General features: G+C 59.2%; 18 protein-coding genes. 7 read left to right on the top strand and 11 right to left on the bottom strand.

Annotated features, from left to right (window positions below):
• The first annotated feature begins 149 nt into the window (after nucleotides 1-149).
• Nucleotides 150-1,979 carry a methyl-accepting chemotaxis protein gene (locus tag AC07U5_RS11665; protein ID WP_494723082.1) on the top strand — a complete coding sequence of 610 codons (1,830 nt, stop codon included), beginning with the start codon at nucleotides 150-152 and terminating at the stop codon, nucleotides 1,977-1,979.
• Between the two features lie 46 nt (nucleotides 1,980-2,025).
• On the opposite strand, the gene rnhB is transcribed toward AC07U5_RS11665, so the two are convergent.
• Complete coding sequence (gene rnhB, locus AC07U5_RS11660; protein ID WP_062425950.1) at nucleotides 2,026-2,700, bottom strand: ribonuclease HII; 675 nt, start codon at nucleotides 2,698-2,700, stop codon at nucleotides 2,026-2,028.
• 299 nt (nucleotides 2,701-2,999) lie between these two features.
• Nucleotides 3,000-4,157, bottom strand: coding sequence for a PA0069 family radical SAM protein (locus AC07U5_RS11655; RefSeq protein ID WP_062425949.1), 1,158 nt, complete (start codon nucleotides 4,155-4,157; stop codon nucleotides 3,000-3,002).
• 266 nt (nucleotides 4,158-4,423) lie between these two features.
• On the opposite strand from AC07U5_RS11655, the gene AC07U5_RS11650 reads away from it, so the two are divergent.
• Nucleotides 4,424-4,942, top strand: coding sequence for a glycosyltransferase family A protein (locus AC07U5_RS11650; RefSeq protein ID WP_116493237.1), 519 nt, complete (start codon nucleotides 4,424-4,426; stop codon nucleotides 4,940-4,942).
• Between the two features lie 3 nt (nucleotides 4,943-4,945).
• Here AC07U5_RS11650 and moaB read toward each other — a convergent pair whose 3' ends face one another.
• The 4 genes from moaB to AC07U5_RS11630 all read right to left on the bottom strand — a co-directional run bounded on the left by moaB (nucleotide 4,946) and on the right by AC07U5_RS11630 (nucleotide 9,512).
• Nucleotides 4,946-5,500 (bottom strand): molybdenum cofactor biosynthesis protein B, encoded by a 555-nt coding sequence (gene moaB, locus AC07U5_RS11645; protein ID WP_062599408.1) that lies wholly within the window; start codon nucleotides 5,498-5,500, stop codon nucleotides 4,946-4,948.
• The gene (locus AC07U5_RS11640; protein ID WP_494723081.1) at nucleotides 5,493-6,404 is read right to left on the bottom strand and encodes a 4-(cytidine 5'-diphospho)-2-C-methyl-D-erythritol kinase; all 912 of its coding nucleotides are present in this window, start codon (nucleotides 6,402-6,404) and stop codon (nucleotides 5,493-5,495) included. Before AC07U5_RS11640 ends, moaB begins: the two co-directional genes overlap by 8 nt.
• A gap of 6 nt (nucleotides 6,405-6,410) precedes the next feature.
• Nucleotides 6,411-8,246, bottom strand: a complete 1,836-nt coding sequence (locus AC07U5_RS11635) for a tetratricopeptide repeat protein (protein WP_494723080.1) — start codon at nucleotides 8,244-8,246, stop codon at nucleotides 6,411-6,413.
• A gap of 249 nt (nucleotides 8,247-8,495) precedes the next feature.
• Nucleotides 8,496-9,512, bottom strand: a complete 1,017-nt coding sequence (locus AC07U5_RS11630; RefSeq protein ID WP_494723079.1) for a polyprenyl synthetase family protein — start codon at nucleotides 9,510-9,512, stop codon at nucleotides 8,496-8,498.
• Between the two features lie 111 nt (nucleotides 9,513-9,623).
• Between AC07U5_RS11630 and AC07U5_RS11625 the strand changes: the two genes are divergently transcribed.
• From AC07U5_RS11625 to AC07U5_RS11610, 4 genes are all read left to right on the top strand, one after another.
• On the top strand, nucleotides 9,624-9,851 hold the full coding sequence (locus tag AC07U5_RS11625; protein WP_062425944.1) for a putative signal transducing protein: 228 nt from the start codon (nucleotides 9,624-9,626) through the stop codon (nucleotides 9,849-9,851).
• Nucleotides 9,852-9,857: 6 nt separating this feature from the next.
• Nucleotides 9,858-10,649: a tRNA1(Val) (adenine(37)-N6)-methyltransferase gene (locus AC07U5_RS11620; protein WP_494723078.1), complete on the top strand. Its 792-nt coding sequence runs from the start codon at nucleotides 9,858-9,860 to the stop codon at nucleotides 10,647-10,649.
• A 110-nt stretch (nucleotides 10,650-10,759) separates the two neighbouring features.
• Nucleotides 10,760-11,617 (top strand): S49 family peptidase, encoded by an 858-nt coding sequence (locus tag AC07U5_RS11615; protein WP_494723077.1) that lies wholly within the window; start codon nucleotides 10,760-10,762, stop codon nucleotides 11,615-11,617.
• A gap of 14 nt (nucleotides 11,618-11,631) precedes the next feature.
• On the top strand, nucleotides 11,632-11,826 hold the full coding sequence (locus AC07U5_RS11610) for an NfeD family protein (protein WP_062425942.1): 195 nt from the start codon (nucleotides 11,632-11,634) through the stop codon (nucleotides 11,824-11,826).
• A gap of 96 nt (nucleotides 11,827-11,922) precedes the next feature.
• On the opposite strand, the gene AC07U5_RS11605 is transcribed toward AC07U5_RS11610, so the two are convergent.
• The 5 genes from AC07U5_RS11605 to AC07U5_RS11585 all read right to left on the bottom strand — a co-directional run bounded on the left by AC07U5_RS11605 (nucleotide 11,923) and on the right by AC07U5_RS11585 (nucleotide 18,895).
• Nucleotides 11,923-13,830: a DUF2207 domain-containing protein gene (locus AC07U5_RS11605; protein WP_494723076.1), complete on the bottom strand. Its 1,908-nt coding sequence runs from the start codon at nucleotides 13,828-13,830 to the stop codon at nucleotides 11,923-11,925.
• A 137-nt stretch (nucleotides 13,831-13,967) separates the two neighbouring features.
• A complete protein-coding gene (locus tag AC07U5_RS11600; RefSeq protein ID WP_494723075.1) occupies nucleotides 13,968-15,890 on the bottom strand; it encodes a DUF2207 domain-containing protein in 1,923 nt (640 codons plus the stop codon).
• 58 nt (nucleotides 15,891-15,948) lie between these two features.
• Nucleotides 15,949-17,214, bottom strand: coding sequence for a 3-phosphoshikimate 1-carboxyvinyltransferase (locus tag AC07U5_RS11595; RefSeq protein WP_494723074.1), 1,266 nt, complete (start codon nucleotides 17,212-17,214; stop codon nucleotides 15,949-15,951).
• 40 nt (nucleotides 17,215-17,254) lie between these two features.
• Entirely contained in the window at nucleotides 17,255-17,806 is a 552-nt protein-coding gene (locus AC07U5_RS11590; RefSeq protein WP_494723073.1) for a LemA family protein, read from the bottom strand.
• 126 nt (nucleotides 17,807-17,932) lie between these two features.
• On the bottom strand, nucleotides 17,933-18,895 hold the full coding sequence (locus AC07U5_RS11585) for a glycine--tRNA ligase subunit alpha (RefSeq protein ID WP_494723072.1): 963 nt from the start codon (nucleotides 18,893-18,895) through the stop codon (nucleotides 17,933-17,935).
• A 220-nt stretch (nucleotides 18,896-19,115) separates the two neighbouring features.
• Between AC07U5_RS11585 and glyS the strand changes: the two genes are divergently transcribed.
• Nucleotides 19,116-21,269, top strand: a complete 2,154-nt coding sequence (glyS, locus tag AC07U5_RS11580) for a glycine--tRNA ligase subunit beta (RefSeq protein ID WP_494723071.1) — start codon at nucleotides 19,116-19,118, stop codon at nucleotides 21,267-21,269.
• The last annotated feature ends 7 nt before the right edge of the window (nucleotides 21,270-21,276 follow it).

Here is a 21,276-nt window from a genome sequence, read left to right as displayed (position 1 = left end):
AAACCTTATTTGATAATATTTAGTCTTAAGCGTCGCGGGCAGTCCAGTTGGACCAGTCTCGCGCCCTTCACTGCAAATGATTTGTAGCGAGGCGTTAAGCCGGACACGCGTCCAAGATCATGACCGTATAGTTATTTGAGGAAGACACTATGAAATTATCGCTTGGCAAGGTTCTTGCGGCGCTGTCCGGGGTCATGATTCTTGTGGCGGGTGTGCAGGGCGTCTCCTCAATCAGATCCATGGTGCAGATCGAGGACGGGATCGACGTTATCGTCCGTCAACGCGTTCCAGGTTTCATCGTTATTGGCGCTATCAATGCCGATATTGGCAGCATTAGAAACGCGCAGGGCGCCATCGTTATTGCAGATCCGGACGCACGGGCCGATTTTCAGGCTGAATTATCAAAGGCAGATAGTGCACTCATTGCGAAGCTGAAGGAATACCGGGAATATCTCGTCGACGATGCGGATAAGCAGCATTTCGAAAGCTTCAACGCGCGCTGGGCCGCGGCCCAGAGCAAATGGGCGCAAGTGCTGGCCCTTGTCGAGGCCAACAAGATGGACGAGGCCAGATGGCTGTTTTCCGGTGGCGCGTTGAATGCTTACGACCAAGCCAAGACCAGCCTTCAGGAGGCAGTTGACGACATCGAGATGGATGTGCGCGCTGAGGGTGATGTGACCGTCGCCACCGCCGGTACGGCGATCACACTCAACTACATCGCGCTTGCCGTCGCGATGACCATCGGTCTCGCTGCCGCGATCTTTGGCAATCGTTACATCGCAAGGCCGCTCGTGCAGATGACGGCAGTCATGCGCAGGCTGTCATCCGGCGATACACGGATCGATATCCCGGGCCGTCACCGCAAGGACGAAATCGGCTCGATGGCGGATGCCGTCGAGGTTTTCCGTCAGGGCGCTATCGAAAACAAGCGGCTTGAGGCCGAGTCGGAGCAAAACCGCAAACGCGCCGAAGCAGAACGGGTGGAGGCGCAGCGAAAGGCTGAAGCTGATGCAGAGGAACGACTGCGCGTGGCGACATCGGGTCTGGCCGCGGGGCTTCGCCGGCTTGCCTCCGGGGATCTGGCATTCCGTCTGAACGAGACCTTTGCGCCTGATTTCGAGCCACTCAGAACCGACTTCAACCACTCCATTCAGCAGCTCGGCAATACGCTGACGGAAATTTCGCGCGCGATCGAAACGATGAACAGCGGAACTCGGGAGATTGCCGAAGGCTCGGCAGATCTCTCCCGGCGTACGGAGCAGCAGGCTGCGACCCTCGAACAAACCGCTGCGGCACTGGATGAGATCACCGTCAACGTGGCGAACTCCACCAAGCGCGCCCGGGAGGCGACAGGTGCTGCAAGCGAAGCCAATCAGGCGGCGAAGGTCTCCGGTAATGTCGTCGCAGCGGCAGTCGACGCGATGCAGCGTATTGAACATTCCTCTGGCCAGATTTCCAATATCATTGTGGTCATTGACGAGATCGCCTTCCAGACCAACCTGCTGGCGCTGAACGCAGGCGTAGAGGCGGCACGCGCTGGCGAAGCTGGCAAGGGCTTCGCAGTCGTTGCTCAGGAGGTGCGCGAACTGGCGCAGCGTTCTGCCCAGGCCGCCAAGGAAATCAAGGAGCTGATCGGCAAGTCTTCGCATGAGGTGGAGAGCGGCGTGAAGCTGGTTCAGCAGACCGGCGATGCGCTCAAGACGATCAGCCACCACGTCGAAGCCGTCAATGAGCACATGGGCGCGATTGCCACGTCATCCCAGGAACAGGCGACGGGTCTTTCGGAAGTGAACACAGCCGTCAACCAGATGGACCAGACGACGCAGCAGAATGCGGCCCTCGTGCAGGAAACCACCACCGCAACCTCTGCACTGGCAACAGAAAGCGAGAGGCTGCGTGCGCTATTGGAGCAGTTCAAGCTGGCCGATCACGCGCAGCAAGGTGGCAACCGAGACGGCTATATGCGTATGGCCGGTTGAAGAACGGGAACGGTGCTCTCCAACCACCGGGGAGAGTGCCAGCCTATCAGGCGACGTCGGCTTCGGCAGCATCCTGTCGAAGCGGCCGAAAGCTCATTCGATGAAGTGAGCAGGCCCCATGGGCTTCGATGGCGCGAAGGTGCACGGGCGTTCCGTAACCCGCATGAAGCTCGAAGCCATAGGCGGTGTGCACAGTCCCGGCCCGCTCCATCATCCGGTCTCGTGTAACCTTGGCGATGATCGACGCGGCCGCAATCGACAGGGATCGCGCATCCCCCTTGATCACGGCCTTTGCTTCGCAGGACATGCCAGGCGGCTGGTCGCGCCCATCGGCCAACACCAGTCGAGGCGCAAGCTCAAGCCCAAGGACGGCGCGGCGCATGGCATCGAGGCTCGCGCGCAGTATATTGATCCGGTCGATCAGCACCGGACCGGATGACGCAACGGAGACGATCGAGGTTTCCACGATCTTCGTAAACAGCACTTCCCGTTTTGCCTTGGTGAGCTTCTTGGAATCATCGAGGCCGTCAGGAATATTGTCGGGATCAAGAATGACGGCTGCGGCAACGACGGGGCCGGCAAGAGGGCCTCGACCAGCCTCATCGGTCCCGGCCACGGGCCACAGGCCGCGCTGGCGTGCTTCTAGCTCCATGCTGAAGTCGGGGCTCGCCGGAGCAAGATCGAACAGGGCAGGAGAATCGGATGCTGTGCGTCGCTTCATGCGGCGGAAACTTGCACAGACACCCGATCTCCCGCAAGCCCCCGGTGCGGCGATAGACAACCCGTAGGGCGTGGTTGTCATCCATGGCTCAAGAGGCCAGGGTCGTTCTCCTATAGGGCGGCGGAAAACGAGAAATCGCACGCGAGGCGGCGGAACCGGGGGCAATGCCGGTACGTCAGGGACGCGCACCGAACATTTCTTCGAAGAGGGGCTTCACAGCCGTGGTTTCGGCGCAGCTCTGTGGAGACGCGCCAAGAACCAATGTCGTAAGCGGTAGCTGGACCGAGCGTCTCCTTCATTCAAAGCAAGGAGAGCTGCACGCCGGCACCGCTGGGTGGGGCAAAGAGATCGTCACGCAGCTGGATGCCCCTGCGAATGAGACCGAGCCTTTTAGTTGCCATTTCGAAGCGGCGGCTGATCTGCCACGCATAGGGTCCAGCACCCTTCATACGCTTGCCAAACTCCGAGTCATATTCCTTACCGTCGCGCATGGAGCGCACCAGCGACATGACATGGCGGTAGCGATCCGGGTAGTTGCGCAGCAACCAGTCACGAAACAGCGGGCTGACCTCAAGGGGTAGACGCAGCAGGACGTACGAGGCCTCTGTCGCACCGGCGGCTTTACCAGCTTCCAGCACCCGCTCGATTTCATGATCGTTCAGCGCTGGGATGACCGGGGCCATCATCACGGCCACAGGTATGCCAGCTTCCGTGAGCGTCTTGACTGCCTCCAACCTTTTCGATGGCGTCGAGGCGCGTGGCTCCATGCTGCGGGCAAGTTTGCGATCGAGCGTCGTCACTGAGATGCCGACCTTGACGAGACCCTTCTTCGCCATGGGCGCCAGAATATCGATGTCGCGCGTGATCAGCGCCGATTTCGTCACGATGGCGACCGGATGTTCCGCCTTGGCTAGCACCTCGAGGATCTGGCGCATGATCCGCCATTCCTTTTCGATCGGCTGGTAAGGATCGGTATTGGTGCCGATCGCAATCACCCGCGCCTTGTAGCCGGGCTTGGAAAGCTCGCGTTCCAGAAGTTTGGCAGCGTCCGGCTTGGCAAAAAGCTTCGCTTCAAAGTCGAGGCCAGCCGAAAGTCCCATATAGCTGTGTGTCGGCCGGGCGAAGCAATAGATGCAGCCATGCTCGCAGCCGCGATAGGGATTGATCGACCGGTCAAATGGGATGTCGGGCGATTCGTTGCGGGTAATGATGGTGCGCGGCTTTTCCACCTGCACATCCGTCTTGAACTCCGGCAATTCTTCGATGATGTCCCAGCCATCGTTAAAGGCTTCATGCTGCAACGTCTCGAAACGACCGCCAGGATTGATGCCCGCACCTCTGCCGCGACGACGATCGATCTCGATCCTCAGGCCAGAGTCATCTGCCAGAGCGTTGGCAATATCCGGCGTATGGCCCGGCTGATAGGCAGCCTGCCCCGAAAGCACTTGGTGTCTCATCTGATGCTCCTGACCGGCCTCAGCCAGCGAATTGGATGAAACGATTCCTACGCCAAATATGAGAACAATACAAGAACAAAAGAATCCGGTGGCGCTTTACCATTCGGTGGGCGGCGCGAAAAGAAGGACTGCGGGTAAGGAAACAATGGAACTGTCCCGCTGCATTGCATTATTTTGCCATCTGCCGCGACAGAAAATCCATTTGGGTTTCCATGGCGATGCTGTAGGAACTTTATCGTCTGGAACGCACCACAAGTGACGAGAACATGCTGACAGTCATCATGGAATGCCGCAACCAAGAGCCAGAGCTTGCGCATACGCTTTCGGCGCTGGTGACGGGCGCCGTGAAGGGTTTGATCAGTGACGTCATTATTCTCGACCACGCCTCACACGATGGCTCGGCGCGGGTCGCCGAAGCTGCCGGTTGCCGCTTCCATCAGCGCTGGGAGATCGGCGATGTCATTCAATCGATCCGCGGCGAGTGGGTGTTGCTGATCGAGCCGGGCAGCCGTCCGCAAGGTGGCTGGATCGAGGATATTCTCGAATATATGGCGCTGGACGAGCGGCCCGCGCAATTCTCCCCCTCGCGCTATTATAAAAAGCCGTTTCTGAAGCGACTGCTCCGCCGCGGTCCGCCATTGGAATTCGGCCTGTTGCTGCGCAAGCAGGACGCTCTCCAACTCGCGAAATCCGGCCTCCCACCGACCGAATTTTCAAAATCCCAGAAGCCGCGCAGACTGACGGCGGAGTTGGTGCCAGCTTGGGCGCTTCGTCCAACGCGATAGGGATCAGCCCTTCGTGCGGCGCAGATGCTCGTCCAGCCGTGGCATGATTTCCACGAAGTTGCACGGCATGTGGCGATAATCCAGCTGCGCTTTCAAAATACCGTCCCACGCGTCCTTGCAGGCGCCTGGTGAACCCGGCAGAACGAAGACGAAGGTTGTGTTCGCAAGCCCGGCGGTGGCGCGTGACTGGATGGTGGATGTGCCGATCTTGTCATAGGAGATGCGGTGGAACACCTCTGAGAAGCCGTCCATGCGCTTGTCGAACAGAGGCTCCAGGGCTTCCGGCGTCACGTCGCGCCCGGTAAAGCCCGTGCCACCCGTGGTAATGACCACATCGATCTCGTCCGACAGCGTCCAGCCTTGCACCTTTTCGCGAATGGCCCCTACGTCATCGGGCACGATGGCACGATCCACAAGACGGTGGCCTGCCTCCTCGATCCGTGCCGCCAGCGTGTTGCCGGATTTGTCGTCCGCCAAGGTGCGCGTGTCGGAGATGGTCAGAACGGCGATACCGACCGGAATGAATTGCCGTTCTCCACCCGTGTTCTTCTCACTCATGACGCTCTCCTGCAATCGTTCTGGTCTCTTGAACATACCACCCGGGCTTCTGTTCCCGAAGCGATGCTGCTGCAGCCTTCGCTTTCTCCCAGTCGGAAAAAATGCCGAAGCATGTGGCGCCCGAACCGGACATGCGCGCAACATCCGCGCCCTGTGAATGAAGCATTGCCAGCATATCGCCGATCTCCGGCAGTAGCTTCACGGCTGGAGGCTGCAGATCGTTTCTAAGCGCGTCCATCATCGAAAGCCAGGACTGGCCTTGATCCAGAAGCGGTGCGGGAAGGGGTGCATTCTGCTTGTCCTCCAGTAGCCGGAAGATGTGCGGTGTCGAAACCCCCTTGAGCGGGTTGACCAGCACCAGCGACAATTGAGGAAACTGCGGAAGAAGGGTAATCTCTTCTCCAATCCCCTGTGCGATCAACGGCTGGCTGGCAAGACACATCGGTACGTCCGCACCGAGTATCAACGCCATGTCGTTCAAGGTCTTGTCGTCAATATGCAGTTGCCAGTGGCGGATCAATCCACGCAAGGCTGCCGCGGCATCGGCTGAACCGCCGCCAATCCCCGAGGCGACCGGCAGGTTTTTCTCCAGGTGAATGGCAACAGGCGTTGGTGTGAGCCCGCGTTTCCGCGCATGGCCGCGAAGGAGATCGCGCGCCTTCAGCACAAGATTGTTGATCGTTTCCGACTGAAGAAGGTCCGAGGCAAATCGCCCGGAGATCGAAAAGCTGTCTTCGTCGGCACCGCGAATGCGGACGACATCGCCTGCTTCGGTAAAGGTCACCAGCATGTCGAGGAGGTGGTAGCCGTCCTCCCTTTGCCCCGTCACATGCAGGGCAAGGTTGATCTTTGCCGGAGCGGCCTCAACAGTCTCGACCACTCCCTTCCCATCAGTCGGACCCATCCGATGTCAGGATTTTTTGTCCGGGGCAGGGGCCGGAGGTGCAGGTGGCGGTGGAGCCTGATCCTTCTTCGCGGTGTTCTCCGCGTCCTTTTCCAATGGTGGCAGGCCGTTGGCGATCTTTTCCTTCACCTTCGCCTTGTCCACATCGTCGCTATCGCCGATCAGCGCACGGTTCCACTGGTAGACGGCCTCCAGCTTGCGGCCGACACGCCAATAGGCGTCACCCAGGTGGTCGTTGATGGTGGGGTCCCCGGCGCGAAGCTCGATCGCACGTTCCAGTTCGGTCACGGCTTCATCGAAAGCGCCAAGACGATAATGCGCCCAACCGAGCGAATCGACGATGTATCCGTCATTGGGGCGAAGCTCCACCGCGCGGCGGATCATGTCGATGCCTTGGTCGAGGTTCATGTTCTTGTCGACCCAGGAATAGCCGAGATAGTTCAGAACCTGCGGCTGTTCCGGGTTGAGCTCAAGCGCACGCTTGAAGTTCGGCTCTGCCTTGTCCCACTGCTTCAGACGCTCATAGGCAATGCCGCGCTGGAAGAAGATCGTCCAGTCGGACTTCTTCGGAACCGCGCCGATCACCTCGACGGCTTTGTCGTAATTGGCAGCCATCGCGGCATAATCCTTGGCGTCCGACAGGACGGCGCCATAGGCGAGGTAGGAGCGAATATCGTCAGGATCGGATTCGAGCAGCGCTTTCAGATGCTGGCGCGCCTCATCGACCTTGCCGGTCTGTGCCAGTGTCAGGCCAAGCTGCAATTCGGAAATGCGGTGCATCGGCGAATCGGCCGGCACCTCACGATAGAATTCGATGGCGCGCTCGGCCTGCTTCTGCGCCTCGGCCAAGCCGCCAAGAAGGATGAGCGTATCGGCGCTCTTCGGGTCGAGTGCGCGCGACGCCTGGAGATAAAGCGTCACGATCTCTTCCGCGCCATCGCGGTTCAGTGCACCGGCAATCGAAAACATGACGGAGGCAGCGCCTTCAACGGCTGTCTGAACCTGCTGGTCCGGCTTTTCACCCTTTTCGATGCTCTGTCGCAGCGCCTTCAAGGGTGCGTAATTCGGAGCAAAACCGTCGCCGACGGCAATCGTGTCCAGCGCCTTTTGCTTGTTACCGGCTTTCGCCTCCAGCCGCGCCAGTGCCATGACGGCGCGCATATAGGTGTCGGTTGCGGTCGCGCCGCCTTCACGGTCGGCCACCGCTTCGCTCAGGCTCTTGCGAGCCGCTTCCGTGTTGCCGGTCACAAGCGCTATGGCGCCCGCATTGTATTTCTGGAAGATCGAGAACCAGCCCGGCCCCTTCATGCCATTGACCATGGCGAGCGCTTCCTTGCTCTTTCCGGCGCCAGCGCGCGCCCAAGCAGCAAGAAGCGTATTCACCATGCGGTCCAGATCGTTCGGGCCGCTATATTTCAGGATTTTCTCGGCGGAGGAGAACTCCTTGTGCTTGATGGCGGCAAGTGCACGCACGATCGTCGTCACGCGCTCCACCGAGCTGTCGTCCTTCAGGCTGTCGGCAATCTTTGCGCCGGCCTCGAAGTCGCCGCTCAACAGCTGCGCGATCATCAGGCGCTGGCGAATTTCGGTATTGGCCGGATCGAAATCCAAAGCCTTCTGGTAAAGGGTGATGGCGGTCGCATAATCCTGGTCGACATCCGCGGTGCGGGCAGCCAGAAATGCGCCTGAAAAGGTGGTGACCCGATTTGGATCGAACTTGACGGCCTCTTCCGCCTTATCGGCGGGCTTCGTCTCTGCCAGCGCGGCAGAGCCTACGCCAAGCGTGAGTGCGGCAATGAAGGCCGCGCTGCAGAAAAGACGAAATGCTGGATTGCGCCGCATGAAGGAACCCTTGCTTGTGTGCTTCCGCACTGAAAAATCAGCTTCAAACTTGACAGCGCCGGGCACCACATCTGCCCTTGATGACTGTTAAGGTTGAGATAGACACGCCATCGGAAACCGGAATCGGTTCACAAAGCGGTGCATCACGTCACGATAGAATGGCTTTTTTGAAGCAGGCCTGCAACAAATTCTGCTGCCGCTCTCCATTTCGCCGACCGCTTCCCTTTCGAGGAAAACTCTGCCGCGCCGTCAGTTGACGCGCTCGATGCAGAAGTCGATCACTTCCATCAACGCATCCTTCCACGGGCTCTTTGGCAACGGTGCCAGCGCATCGCGTGCGATCGTGCCGTAATGGTTGGCGCGAGAGATCGTGTCCGTCAGACCGTTATATTTCTTGATGAGACCGAGCGCGACCTCAAGATTTTCATCCGTACTTTCGCCGTTTTCGATCGCGCGCTTCCAGAAGGACCGCTCGTCGGTGGTGCCACGACGATACGACAGGATGACCGGGAGGGTAATCTTGCCCTCGCGGAAATCATCACCCGTGTTCTTGCCGAGATCGGCGGATTTACCGCCATAGTCCAGAACGTCGTCGACAAGCTGAAACGCAAGGCCGAGATTCATGCCGTAGGATTTCAGTGCGCCGCGCGTTGCCTTGTCGGTCTTGGCAACGATCGGGCCGACTTCGGCAGCGGCCGCGAACAGCGCCGCGGTCTTGGCGCGGATAACCTGGAGATAGTCGTCTTCCGTCGTTTCCATGTTCTTGGCGACGGAAAGCTGCAGCACTTCGCCTTCGGCAATCACGGAAGCGGCGGTGGAAAGCACGTCAAGCGCGTCCAGCGAGCCGACATCCACCATCATGCGGAAGGCCTGGCCGAGCAGGAAGTCGCCGACCAGGACGCTCGCCTGGTTGCCCCAGATGGTGCGCGCGGTGGACTTGCCGCGGCGCAGATCGCTTTCATCCACCACGTCGTCATGCAGCAGCGTTGCGGTGTGCATGAACTCGACGCTGGTGGCGAGCTTGATATGGTGGTCGCCATCGTAACCGAACATCGAGGCGGAGGCGAGAGTCAGCATCGGGCGCAGCCGCTTGCCACCGGAAGAGATCAGGTGGTTCGCCACTTCCGGGATCATCTGCACATCCGATCCGGCCTTTGAGAGGATCAGTTGGTTGACGCGTTCCATGTCCGGACGGGTCAGATCGACAAGCGGCTTGACGGATGCGAGTTTGTTTTTGCTTTCTTCAAGCGGTATGACGACGCCCAACGGAACGGACTCCTATTCGATTTCGGTTTGACAATAGAAAGCGACGATGGTGGCGGCAAGTGTGGAATCGCCTCATGACCTTCAAAAATATGGGAATGTGGAAACTCATTGATGCGTGAATTGATCAGAACAAACGATGCTGTCCTGCTTTCTTTCGCAGAAAGCCTGATGAAGGATGCCGGCATTCATTGCATGATTGCCGACCAGGGCATGAGCATTCTGGAAGGTTCGCTTGGGCTTCTGCCCCGCCGTTTCCTCGTCGAGGATGACAGGTCCGAGCAGGCGCGCCGCATCCTCATCGATGCGGGCCTTGCCGACGAACTGCGAGACGAGGCCTGATCAACGATGACGTCGGAGACTGTCGACGCATTCCACCGGGGTCGGTTTCATCTGGTCCAGCCGAAGGGCAGGGGACACAGGGCAGGCATGGATGCCATGCTGCTCGCCTCGCTGGTGGCAGATGACCAGCCGTGCCGCGTGGCCGACCTTGGTGCTGGCGCCGGTGCAGCCGGATTTGCCGTTGCAGCCCGTCTGGAGAAGGCGGAAGTCACGCTTTTCGAATATGCCTCGGAGATGGTCGATTTTGCCAGACGCAGCATCGCGCTTCCCGAAAACACACACCTTGCAGACCGCCTGACCGTCCGTCAGGCGGATGTGACGCTGCGCGCCAGTGCCCGTGCCGAAGCCGGCCTTATCGATGATCATTTCGATCACGTCATCATGAACCCGCCTTACAATGATGCGGGAGATCGCAAGACACCCGATGCCTTGAAGGCGCAGGCCCATGCCATGACGGATGATCTTTTCGAGCATTGGATCAGAACGGCAGGTGCCATCTTGACGCCGGGTGGGCAGCTCTCCCTGATCGCCCGCCCCCAATCGGTGGCCGATATCATCTCCGCATGCGGGCGCCGCTTTGGTGGGATGGAGATCACCCTTATCTGTCCAAGACAAGGAGAAGACGCCGTGCGAATGCTCGTGACGGCGATCAAGGGCTCCCGCGCGCGGCTGACCTTCCGCGCGCCGTTGATCATGCATGAAGAGGACGGCCACGCCTTTTCAGCCGTTGTCGATGATCTGAACAACGGACGAGCCGTCTATCGCCGCAATCACAAAACTGTGCGCTCTTCTGGCTGAAGCCGGTGGCGAAAAACGCTATCCGGCAAAACGAATTTCCAGGGCCACCATTGCGTTTGCGAGCGCGATACATACATCCCTTTTCGAGATAAACGACGAAGAGGATGAAGATGGCCGGGTTTTTGAAGCGCATTGTTCCGAAGCGATTTCGCAAGCAGGAATTGGTGGTCCCGGTGGTGCGCATGCATGGCGCGATCATGGCAGGTGGCAGCCAGCTTCGCCCGGCTCTCAACCTTGCAGGCTATGCGCCGCTTCTCGACAAAGCCTTCAGCATGAAGGATGCGCCGGTCGTCGCCATCTCGCTGAATTCTCCCGGCGGCTCGCCGGTCCAGTCGCGGATGATCTACAACCGCATTCGCCAGCTGGCCGAAGAGAAGGACAAGAAGGTTCTGATCTTCGTCGAGGATGTCGCAGCCTCCGGCGGTTACATGATCGCGCTCGCCGGTGACGAGATCATTGCCGATCCCACATCCATCGTCGGCTCCATCGGCGTCGTCTCCGGCGGCTTTGGCTTTCCCGAGATGCTGCGCAAGATCGGCGTGGAACGCCGCGTCTATACGTCAGGTGAGAACAAGGCGATCCTCGATCCCTTCCAGCCGGAGAAGGAAGGCGACATCGAGTATCTGAAGTCGCTCCAGTCTGAAATCCACAACGTCTTCATCGACATGGTCAAGCTTCGCCGTGGCGCGAAATTGAAAGACGATCCGGCTCTGTTCTCGGGCCTGTTCTGGACGGGCATGCGCGGCGTCGATCTCGGCCTCGTCGATGGGCTCGGCGACATGAAGGACGTGCTGCGCCGACGCTATGGCGAGAAGGTGAAACTGCAACTGATCAGTGGCGCGAGAAACCTGTTTGGCAAAAAGATGCCGGGTGTTGATCTTTGCGCACAGGCAATCGCTGCCTCCGCCGCTTCGGGACTTGCAGAAGTTGCCGAAGAAAAGGCAATGTGGGCCAGATTCGGATTGTGATGGACGCGATTTAAATGGCCCAATTGATAACGCTCGCCCTGCTCGTGATCGGGGCGATCATCCTCTACCGGCGATTTGTGACGGATGCCGAGAAGCTGTCCGCCAAATCGAAGCGGCAGGAGAAGGAGCGCCAGACGGGCGCAACCGGCACATTGGTCAAGGACCCGACGACGGGCGAATATCGCGTCAAGAGAGAAGACGAGGTATAAGAGGAGGCGTCGTTCGCTGGCCGCGATGATTGCTATACTTGCTCATCGTCCGAAGTACTCCGCGACGAACCGACGAGCGTGAGGGCGCAACGGCGGCTACCAGCCGCCACCACCACCGCCGCCGCCACCAGAGCCGGAAAAGCCGCCTCCTGAGAAACTCGATGATGACGACTGTGGAATCGTCGCCGAAATGGTTGACGCCACGGAGGACGAGAACGCACCGATCCAGTCGCTGGGGCCTTTCACGCGACCGTAGTACCAGCCCGGCACATAGTTTTCGGAATCCTCTGTCGCTTTTGAAAACCACCTCTCGAATGCCTCGGTCCAAGGTTCCTCGACATTAAGCGCCACCGCATAGGGCAGCAGCGTTTCAAAATGCTGCGGCGACATTGTCGGCGCCCCTTGCATGTTCATCCGGTCTTTCTCCGCGACACGCAGATAAAGACGCAAGCCTTCAATCTCATCCATGATTTTGCGCCCGAGCGGTGTCGGAGCACCCATCAATGAGAAGAAGAGTAGGTTGATCAGGACGATAAGGCCGGCGGCGCCAAGGCCAATCGAGTTTGGATCGTGAGTGATCTCGAACCAGACGGCGCCGATGATGTACCCGCCGTATGCGATAATTCCGTATGCGAGCAGAGATAACAACACGATCCCGCCAAGCTTGTTTTTAAGCGATGCTCTCGTATGCAGGAGCTTCCGGACCCAAATCACCAATGATGTGATCTTCACACATCCGTATGCGACGATTAGGAACGCCCCAATATCGTCTGGATGTTTGGAAAAATAGATCGTTCCGATCACGAAGACGGCGCTGAGAAGAAACCCCACTAGGACATAGATGTCGTTGCTTCTGAAATACCTGTCGCGGTGTTCCTTTTCAACAGCAGTGAAAAACCGCTCTCCAATTTTTTGAACGGCCTCGCCATTGTCCTCGTTAATGGTGAAGCCATGTCCGGGTGGCCCGATGGTCGTGAGCAGTGTTTTTTGTCCGACAGGCAGGCTGTCGTCCATTTGCTTGTGCGTGCGATGCATAATGATGGCGTCGTCCAGATTCTCGATCTCGACATAGCCTTTGACGGCAAGATCGAGCGCGCTGGCGGAAACGGCCGTCCAGCCATCTTCTTCAAAACCCTGATGGTCGATATAATTCATCAGCCCGGGTGAGATACCCTCAGGCGGGTCCCAGCGCGGCACGACGATCCCCGCGGCAGGGTCTCGGCCAACCGCGTGCCACGCCTTGAAGTAATAGGCCAGTACGACCAGCAGACCGACGCACCCTATGATCACCGTGTTATGATCGCGTATCCACCATTGACTTTGTAGAGCAGTCGAGGGCGTAACAAGCACACCCTTCGGTAGCTTCACCGCCACCGTCATCCCTTCGCCCTTGCTGAGCGGGCGGGTTGAAGTGAGGATCGTTTTATTGCCCTCTACGCGGACGTTTGCATCCTTGCCCACCGCGCCGAGTGGGCCGGTGAAAAATGCGGTCTCGCTCGGGCTTGCTCCTTCCGGCAACAAGATGGTGGCAGAAACATCCCGCATCGGGAATTCCCAGCCAGTGCCTGTCACGTTCCAGGTCAACTCGTCATAGGTGTCGAAGTGGCGGATCTGTCTGTCCGTCGTGTAGGTGATTTGAAAGACATGATCGCCCTTCGTCAGCAGGCGATCGGCGTCCCCGACATAGATGCGAATACCGCCATCAATCCATTTCGTATCCCAGTATTCCACCGCACCGTCACGCTTTACCGAGACGATATTGAAGCCGACTTTGGTGAGCTTGCCGTCAGCATCCAAGGTGTAGAGCGGAAAATCCCGATAAATACCATGCTTGATGCGATCCCCTTCCGCCCGAGCCTTGATGGTTTCGGTCACGGTCAGTTCGCCATTTTTGGCGATGGTGATCGTCGAATCGTAGGAGACGATGAACTCTTCGGCGGAGGCCGGCAGCACTGTGACCAGAAAGAAAAACAGCGCAAGAAATCTGGCAAAAGTGGTCGTCACGTAAAGTCGTCTCCAGATGTCTGGCTGTCGTCAAGTCGTATAGAAAAGGTGGATGGCGCCAGGCTTTCTCAGCGTCCAAGGCAGTTCGCGCCCATGAGAATGCTGCTGCGGATGCCGCACGTCGAGGCCTTGGCGTCTTACCAGCCGCCGCCACCGCCGCCGCCACCGCCAGAGCCGGAAGACCCGCCGCCGCCTGAAAAGCTCGATGACGAGGAACTGGGCGGTGCCGGAATGGTCGAGGCAATCGTGGAGGCCATGGAGGAGGAAAATCCGCCGATCCGGTCGCCAAAGCTGTTGTAGTTGCCGTTATACCAGGTCGGCGCATAGGCCGCAGCACCGGCAGAAGCGGCGGCAAGCCACGTCTCGAACGCTTTGCTCCAGGGCTTCTCCACACCAAGCGCCACTGCATAGGGCAACAAAGTCTCGAAATGCTGCGGCGACATCTGCGGCGCGCCTTGCATGTTCATGCGGTCTTTCTCAGCCACGGTGAGGTAAAGCCGCAAGCCCTCGATCGCATCCATCAACTGCCGACCAAGCGGTGTCGGCGCGCCCATCACGAGAACGAAGAGCACATTCAAAAGTACGATGAGCGCCAGCGCAACGACCGCCAATGTGTTGGCATCATGGACGTGATCGAAAAAGATGCGGCCAACGACGCCGGCGATCAGCGAAAAGGTCAGAAAGCCGGAGATGGCCATGAAGACGATGCCGCCAAGGCGTGAGAGGACGCCGCGTCCACGACGGCGCTGTTTGCCGTAGATGGTGGCGCTGACGGCAAAGAACACCGCGGCCATGGACAGCGAAATAATGGTGCCGATATCGCCTTCATCGAAACTGCCGAAGATCAAGGCGGCGACGATGACCCCGAAGCTGAGGACAAGTCCGCCGACGATATAGCCGCTATTGCTCCTATAATATTTCCCGCGATGCTCTTTCTCGATGGACGAGCGGAAATCCGACCCGACTTTCTGCACCGTCTCGCCATTCGCCTTGTCGATCGTCAGGCTATTGCCGGGAGCACCGATGGAGGACAGCAGTGTTCGTTGACCGACCGGCAAACTGTCCTCGATCTTCTTCTCCGTGCGGCGAATGATCAGGCCGTTCTTGAGATCTTCGATCGTGACGAAGCCCTTGACCGCCAGATCGAGTGCCGTCGCAGACAGCGCAGTCCAGCCACCGTCTGCAAAGCCGCGGCCATCGACATAATTGACAAGCGCAGGCGACAGGCCCTCTGGCGGATGCCAGCGCGGCACGATCAATCCTTCCGCCGGGTCCCGTCCAACCGCTGACCAAGCCCTGTAGTAATAAGCAAGCACGATCAGCAGGCCGAGACCGGCGATGATAAGGGCGAGGCGATCGCGCAGCCACCATTCCCGCTGCTGCGAGGCGGAGGGTGCATCCAGCACACCCTTCGGCAGCTTCACGGCCACCGTCATGCCTTCGCCCGGATAGAAGGGGCGGGTCGAGGCGAAGAAAACATCATTGCCTTCGGTCAGGATGCGCGCGTCCATGCCCGTTGCACCCAACTCGCCGGTGAAGACTGCCGTATCGCTCGGTCTCGCGCCCTCCGGCAAAGAGATTGTGGCGGAGATTTCACGCATCGGAAACTGCCAGCCATTGCCGGTGACGTTCCAGGTCAGTTCGTCGTAGCTATCGAAATAGCGGATTTGTCGATCGGTGGTGTAAGTGATCTGGAAGATATGCTCGCCCGTGGGAAGAATGCGGTCGGCATTTCCTGTGTAGATGCGAATGCCGCCGTCGATGTTCTCCGTGTGCCAGTCTTCCGGCGCGCCGTCGCGCTCCACCGAGAGCACCTTGAAGCCGACCTTCGTCCGATTGCCGTCCTTGTCGAGCGCATAAAGCGGGAAGTCGCGAAAAATGCCACGCTTGATGCGGTCACCTTCAGCCCGTGCCGTGATGGCTTCCGTCACCGTCAGTGTCCCGTCTTTGGCGACATCGACGATGGAATGATAGGAGCTGATGAATTCTTCTGCGGAGGCGGGCAGCACCCATGCGAGCAAGAGGCAAAGCCCGAGAAGTCTGGCGAACATGGTCTTCACGTGCGATCTCTCCAGATGGTGTGTGCTTCTCGAGCCGATCCGTTGCGCCAAGCGCGTTTTAAACCGGCTTTTCCACTTCCTGATAGGTGACGCCGAGGGCGGCCAGCGCCTTCCAATATCCCGGATAGGTCTTGCCCACGCAGGCGGGATTCTGAATGGCGATGCCGCCCGTCTTCAACCCCGCCAGCGCAAAGCTCATGGCGATGCGGTGGTCATGGAATGTGTCGATGGAAGCGTGAACCACCTGTCCCGCCAGCGCCGGATCGGCATGGACGATCAAGTCGTCGCCCTCTTCATGCGCAAGGCCGTCCCTGATCTGATTAAGACCAAGAGAGAGCGCCCGAATGCGATCGCATTCCTTGACGCGCAGATTGGCAATGCCGACGAAGCGCACCGGCGTGTTGTTATAGGCGGCCAGCACGGCAATGGTGGGAATGGCGTCCTGCATCTGGCTGCCGTCGATTTCGGCGGGCAGGTTGGGGAATTGCGCCATGACCGCATGCGCCTTGGCATCCGGCTGGGTGAAAGCTTCGGCTGGCGTTCCGATATCGATCTTGCCGCCGGTCAGCAACTCCGCCCCCCAGAGATAGGTCGCAGCGGATGCGTCGGGCTCGATGTGAAAATCCGTCGCCTTGTAGCCCGTCGGGTATACGCGCCATATGGCATTGCTGACGCGCTCAACCTTGGCGCCGAAGGCTTCCATGGCGGCAACCGTCAGATCGATATAGCCTTTCGCGCCGATATCTTCTCCCGCCAGAATGATGTCGAGCGTCTGCGTGCCGCAAGGAGCGGCCATCAGAAGCGCCGAAACATATTGGCTGGAAAGATTGCCGTCGATCGTAACGCTGTCCCTGGTGAAGCCTCGGCCATTGCCCTTGACCGTGACAGGCGGGCAGCCGGTCTGCGCTTCCGCCTCGATCCCCAAGGCTGTCAGTGCGTCCACCAGCGGCTTGATCGGACGCTTGCGCATATGCTCGTCGCCATCGACGACGACCGTGCCGTTTACCGATGCGACCGCCGCTGTCAGGAAGCGCGTCGCCGTGCCGGCATTGCCCAAGAAGAGCGGCTTTTCGGGTGCGGTGAGAATGCCCGAGCTCTCGACGACGAAGGTGGTCGCGTCCGGCTCCGTGACCGTCACACCCATCGCCCGCAAGGCTTCCGCCATATAGAGCGTGTCGTCGCTCTTCAGCGCGCCCGTCAGTCGGCTCGTGCCTTTAGCAAGGCCCGCCAGAAGCAGCACACGATTGGTGATGGATTTGGAGCCGGGCGGCTCAACCTTACCGGAAAGCGGTTGGCCGGGCGGGGTGATGGTCAGTTCGATCATGTCTTTATCGTCTTCTCGCCAGTAGACTGGCTTTCAAGTCTCAGAATTTCACGGCGGGAACGGCGCGATCCGCCTCGTTGGTGATTTCGAAATAGGGCGCTTTCGCAAAGCCGAATTGGCCGGCGATCAGGTTGGAGGGAAAGCTTTCCACCTTGACGTTCAGGTCACGCGCAGCACCGTTGTAGTAGCGGCGAGACATCTGGATTTCGCTTTCCAGCGTTTCGAGCGAGCGCTGCAATTCGACGAAATTCTGGTTAGCCTTGAGGTCGGGATAGGCTTCTGCCAGAGCAAAGAGCTTTCCGAGAGCCTGACCGAGCAGGCCTTCCGCTTTGGCGCGCCCCTCGACATCCCCGGCGGGCACCGCCTGCGCCTGGTTGCGCAGGGAGACGACCTCTTCGAAGGTGCTTTTCTCGTGGGCCGCGTAGCCCTTCACCGTTTCGATGAGATTGGGGATAAGGTCGGCACGGCGCTTCAACTGCACGTCGATGCCCGACCATGCCTCTTCCTTCATCTGCCGCGCTTTGACGAGGCCGTTATAGGTAAAGACGATATAGAGCGCGACAAGCGCAACGATGGCCAATGCGGTGAACATGCAAGCTTCCCCCTCACGAAATCCGGCGAGCCGCACCCATCAGACGCGCCCCGCTTCACCACCTGACTGTTGAGCGCAAGAACAAGAAGACCTGGATCGATCTTCGTCACGTCGCGCTTAAAGGCGTCAGGCCGCCTTGTTCCAGCTCAAGCCACCAGCATCCGTCATCAAAAACGCTTCACCGCAGGCCTTTGCCAAGGTGCGTACCCTCAGAATATAGCTCTGACGCTCGGTCACCGAGATTACGCCGCGCGCATCCAAAAGGTTGAAGACGTGCGATGCCTTGATGCACTGATCATAGGCGGGAAACACACATTTGTGCAGCATCTGGTTGGCGTTGTCGCCGGGTGCACCGGCAGCCAGAAGCGCCTGGCACTCCTTCTCGGCATCGATGAAATGGCGATGCAGCATGGCGGTGTCGGCATATTCGAAATTGTGGCGGGAATATTCCTGCTCAGCCTGCAGGAAGACGTCGCCGTAGGAAATCTTTTCCTCGCCGTCGCGGCCATTGAAGTTCAGGTCGTAGACATTGTCGACGCCCTGGACATACATGGCGAGGCGCTCGAGGCCATAGGTCAACTCACCCGCAACCGGCGAGCATTCAATGCCGCAGACCTGCTGGAAGTAAGTGAACTGCGACACTTCCATGCCGTCGCACCAGCATTCCCAGCCAAGACCCCAGGCACCCAGTGTCGGGCTTTCCCAGTCGTCCTCGACGAAGCGCACGTCATGCAGCAGCGGATCGAGACCGATCGCCTTCAGCGAGCCGAGGTAAAGCTCCTGGAGGTTGGAAGGGTTCGGCTTCAGAATGACCTGATACTGATAGTAATGCTGCAAGCGGTTGGGGTTCTCGCCATAGCGTCCATCAGACGGACGGCGGGATGGCTGCACATAAGCCGCTTTCCATGGCTTCGGACCAAGCGCACGCAATGTCGTTGCCGGATGAAACGTACCCGCACCCACTTCCATATCATATGGCTGCAACACGGCGCAGCCCTTGTCCGCCCAGTAATTATGCAGCGTCAGGATCAGCGCCTGAAAGGAACGCTTGGGGTTCATATGGTCTGGAACGTGGGTCATTGCGGTCATCTTGGGTTAAGAGAGGATAAGTAAGGACTTACTTCGATTGCGGACAGGTGCCATGGCAAGGGTTGCGGGTCAAGAACTTCCGTCACGCTGTAGCGGGAGAGCAGAGTACCGTCTCGCGACGCTCGTTCCGATATTTACATTGTGCATCTGTGGCAAATTTTGCTAGCAGAGGCCAACCGAAAAATCCGAACCCGAATATCTCTGACACCGGAAAACCAATATGCCCGATCTTCTGCTTGAACTCCGCTCCGAGGAAATCCCTGCCCGTATGCAGCGGAAAGCGGCTGGCGATCTGAAGAAGCTCGTCACCGATGCGCTGGTGGAAGCGGGCCTGAGCTATGAGGGTGCACGCGAATACTGGACGCCGCGCCGCCTGACGCTGGATATCCGTGGTCTGACCGCACGCTCTGCCGATGTGCGCGAGGAGAAGAAGGGACCGCGCACCGATGCCAATGAAAAGGCCATCGAAGGCTTTCTGCGCGGCGCGGGCCTGAGCGATATTTCTGAGGCGCAGGTCGTCTCCGATCCGAAGAAGGGCGACTTCTATGTCGCCATCATCAACAAGCCGGGTCGCGCCGCCGAAGAGATCATCGCCGATGTGATGCCCGGCATCATCCGCACCTTCCCCTGGCCGAAATCCATGCGCTCCGGTGCTGCGTCCATGCCTAAGGGTTCGCGCTATGGCGGTATTGAGGGCAAGGGTTCGGAAAGCCTTCGCTGGGTGCGCCCGCTGCAATCCATCGTCTGCCTGTTCGGACCCGAACATGATGAGACGCAGGTCATTGCCTTCGAGATCGATGGCATCGTCGCCGGTAATGTCACCTATGGCCATCGCTTCCACGCGCCAGACGCCATCACCGTGCGCCGCTTCGATGACTATGTCGCGAGCCTTGAAAAGGCGAAGGTCATTCTCGATGCGGAACGCCGCAAGGATATCATCCTGCATGATGCAAAGGACCTGGCTTTCGCCAATGGTCTCGACCTCGTGGAAGACGAAGGCCTGCTGGAAGAGGTCTCCGGTCTGGTCGAATGGCCGCAGGTATTGATCGGTAGCTTCGAAGAAGACTATCTGCAGATTCCGGCGGAGATCATCCGGCTGACGATCAAGACCAACCAGAAATGCTTCGTCACCCGTCCGCAAGGCGCCGAAGAAGGTCTGTCGAACCGCTTCATTCTGGTGTCCAACATCCAGGCGAGCGATGGCGGCAAGGAAATCGTTCACGGCAACGGCAAGGTCGTGCGTGCACGCCTGTCGGACGCCAAGCACTTCTGGACGCGCGATCAGGGCGATCTACCGGACCTCGAAACCTTGACGGACTCCGCGAAGAAATTCGACCTCGATCTCAGCAAGCCGCTCGACCAGCGCATCGCGAAGCTCGACGCGCTGAATGTCACCTTCCATGCCAAGATCGGCACGCAGGGCGAGCGCGTCACGCGTATCCGCGAACTGGCAAAGCAACTCGCGCCCGTCATCGGCGCCGATGCTGCTCTCGTTGATCGTGCCGTGGTTTTGGCGAAGGCCGATCTGCGCACGGAAGCCGTCGGCGAATTCCCGGAACTGCAGGGTCTGATGGGACGCAAATATGCGCTCCTGCAGGGCGAAAACGAAAGCGTCGCTGCGGCGATCGAGGACCATTACAAGCCGCAAGGCCCGTCCGATCGCGTGCCGTCCGACAAGGTGGCAATCACCGTGGCGCTCGCTGACAAGCTGGATACGCTGACCGGCTTCTGGGCGATCGATGAAAAGCCAACCGGCTCCAAGGACCCGTTTGCGCTACGTCGCGCCGCTCTCGGCGTCGTGCGCATTATACTGGAGCGCAGCGTTCGATTGCCGCTATTGACGGTCGTCAAGGACACCGATTTGCTTTCCTTCTTCCATGATCGTCTGAAGGTCTATCTGCGTGATCTTGGCGCCCGCTACGATCTGATCGAAGCGGTGCTGACGCCGGACTCCGATGACCTGCTGATGGTCGCCCGCCGTGTGGAGGCGCTGACCGCCTTCATCACCGGTGAGGATGGCAAGAACCTGCTGGCCGGGACCAAGCGCGCGACGCAACTTCTGGCCGCCGAAGAAAAGAAGGGCACCGTTGTTGCCGATGGCGTAGCGGACGAACTCCTCAAGCTCGATGCCGAGAAGGCGCTTCATGCGGCGATCAAGACGGCTTCTGCCGATGCGGCCAAGGCCGTCGCGGCGGAAGACTTCCGCTCTGCCATGCAGGCGTTGTCGACGCTGCGTGCGCCCGTCGACACCTTCTTCAACGATGTTCTCGTCAATGACGAAGACGCTGCCATCCGCGCCAACCGTCTGGCACTGCTCAAAGCGATCCGCGAAGCCACCGGTACAGTCGCGGATTTCTCCAAGATCACGGGATAAGAAGGTT

This window comes from Agrobacterium sp. GW821-FHT02D03 (assembly GCF_059421725.1).
The sequence above is the reverse complement of the archived record's forward strand: the minus strand, read 5'-3'. Positions and strand labels throughout refer to the sequence as shown.

Bases quoted from the DNA above. Each gene is read 5' to 3' on its own strand.
- AC07U5_RS11650 (WP_116493237.1), top strand. From the start codon at position 4,424: ATGCTGACAGTCATCATGGAATGCCGCAACCAAGAGCCAGAGCTTGCG.
- AC07U5_RS11655 (WP_062425949.1), bottom strand. From the start codon at position 4,157: ATGAGACACCAAGTGCTTTCGGGGCAGGCTGCCTATCAGCCGGGCCAT.
- AC07U5_RS11640 (WP_494723081.1), bottom strand. From the start codon at position 6,404: ATGGGTCCGACTGATGGGAAGGGAGTGGTCGAGACTGTTGAGGCCGCT.
- moaB (WP_062599408.1), bottom strand. From the start codon at position 5,500: ATGAGTGAGAAGAACACGGGTGGAGAACGGCAATTCATTCCGGTCGGT.
- AC07U5_RS11665 (WP_494723082.1), top strand. From the start codon at position 150: ATGAAATTATCGCTTGGCAAGGTTCTTGCGGCGCTGTCCGGGGTCATG.
- AC07U5_RS11615 (WP_494723077.1), top strand. From the start codon at position 10,760: ATGGCCGGGTTTTTGAAGCGCATTGTTCCGAAGCGATTTCGCAAGCAG.
- AC07U5_RS11590 (WP_494723073.1), bottom strand. From the start codon at position 17,806: ATGTTCACCGCATTGGCCATCGTTGCGCTTGTCGCGCTCTATATCGTC.
- AC07U5_RS11610 (WP_062425942.1), top strand. From the start codon at position 11,632: ATGGCCCAATTGATAACGCTCGCCCTGCTCGTGATCGGGGCGATCATC.
- rnhB (WP_062425950.1), bottom strand. From the start codon at position 2,700: ATGAAGCGACGCACAGCATCCGATTCTCCTGCCCTGTTCGATCTTGCT.
- AC07U5_RS11585 (WP_494723072.1), bottom strand. From the start codon at position 18,895: ATGACCGCAATGACCCACGTTCCAGACCATATGAACCCCAAGCGTTCC.
- AC07U5_RS11625 (WP_062425944.1), top strand. From the start codon at position 9,624: ATGCGTGAATTGATCAGAACAAACGATGCTGTCCTGCTTTCTTTCGCA.
- AC07U5_RS11620 (WP_494723078.1), top strand. From the start codon at position 9,858: ATGACGTCGGAGACTGTCGACGCATTCCACCGGGGTCGGTTTCATCTG.
- glyS (WP_494723071.1), top strand. From the start codon at position 19,116: ATGCCCGATCTTCTGCTTGAACTCCGCTCCGAGGAAATCCCTGCCCGT.
- AC07U5_RS11635 (WP_494723080.1), bottom strand. From the start codon at position 8,246: ATGCGGCGCAATCCAGCATTTCGTCTTTTCTGCAGCGCGGCCTTCATT.
- AC07U5_RS11595 (WP_494723074.1), bottom strand. From the start codon at position 17,214: ATGATCGAACTGACCATCACCCCGCCCGGCCAACCGCTTTCCGGTAAG.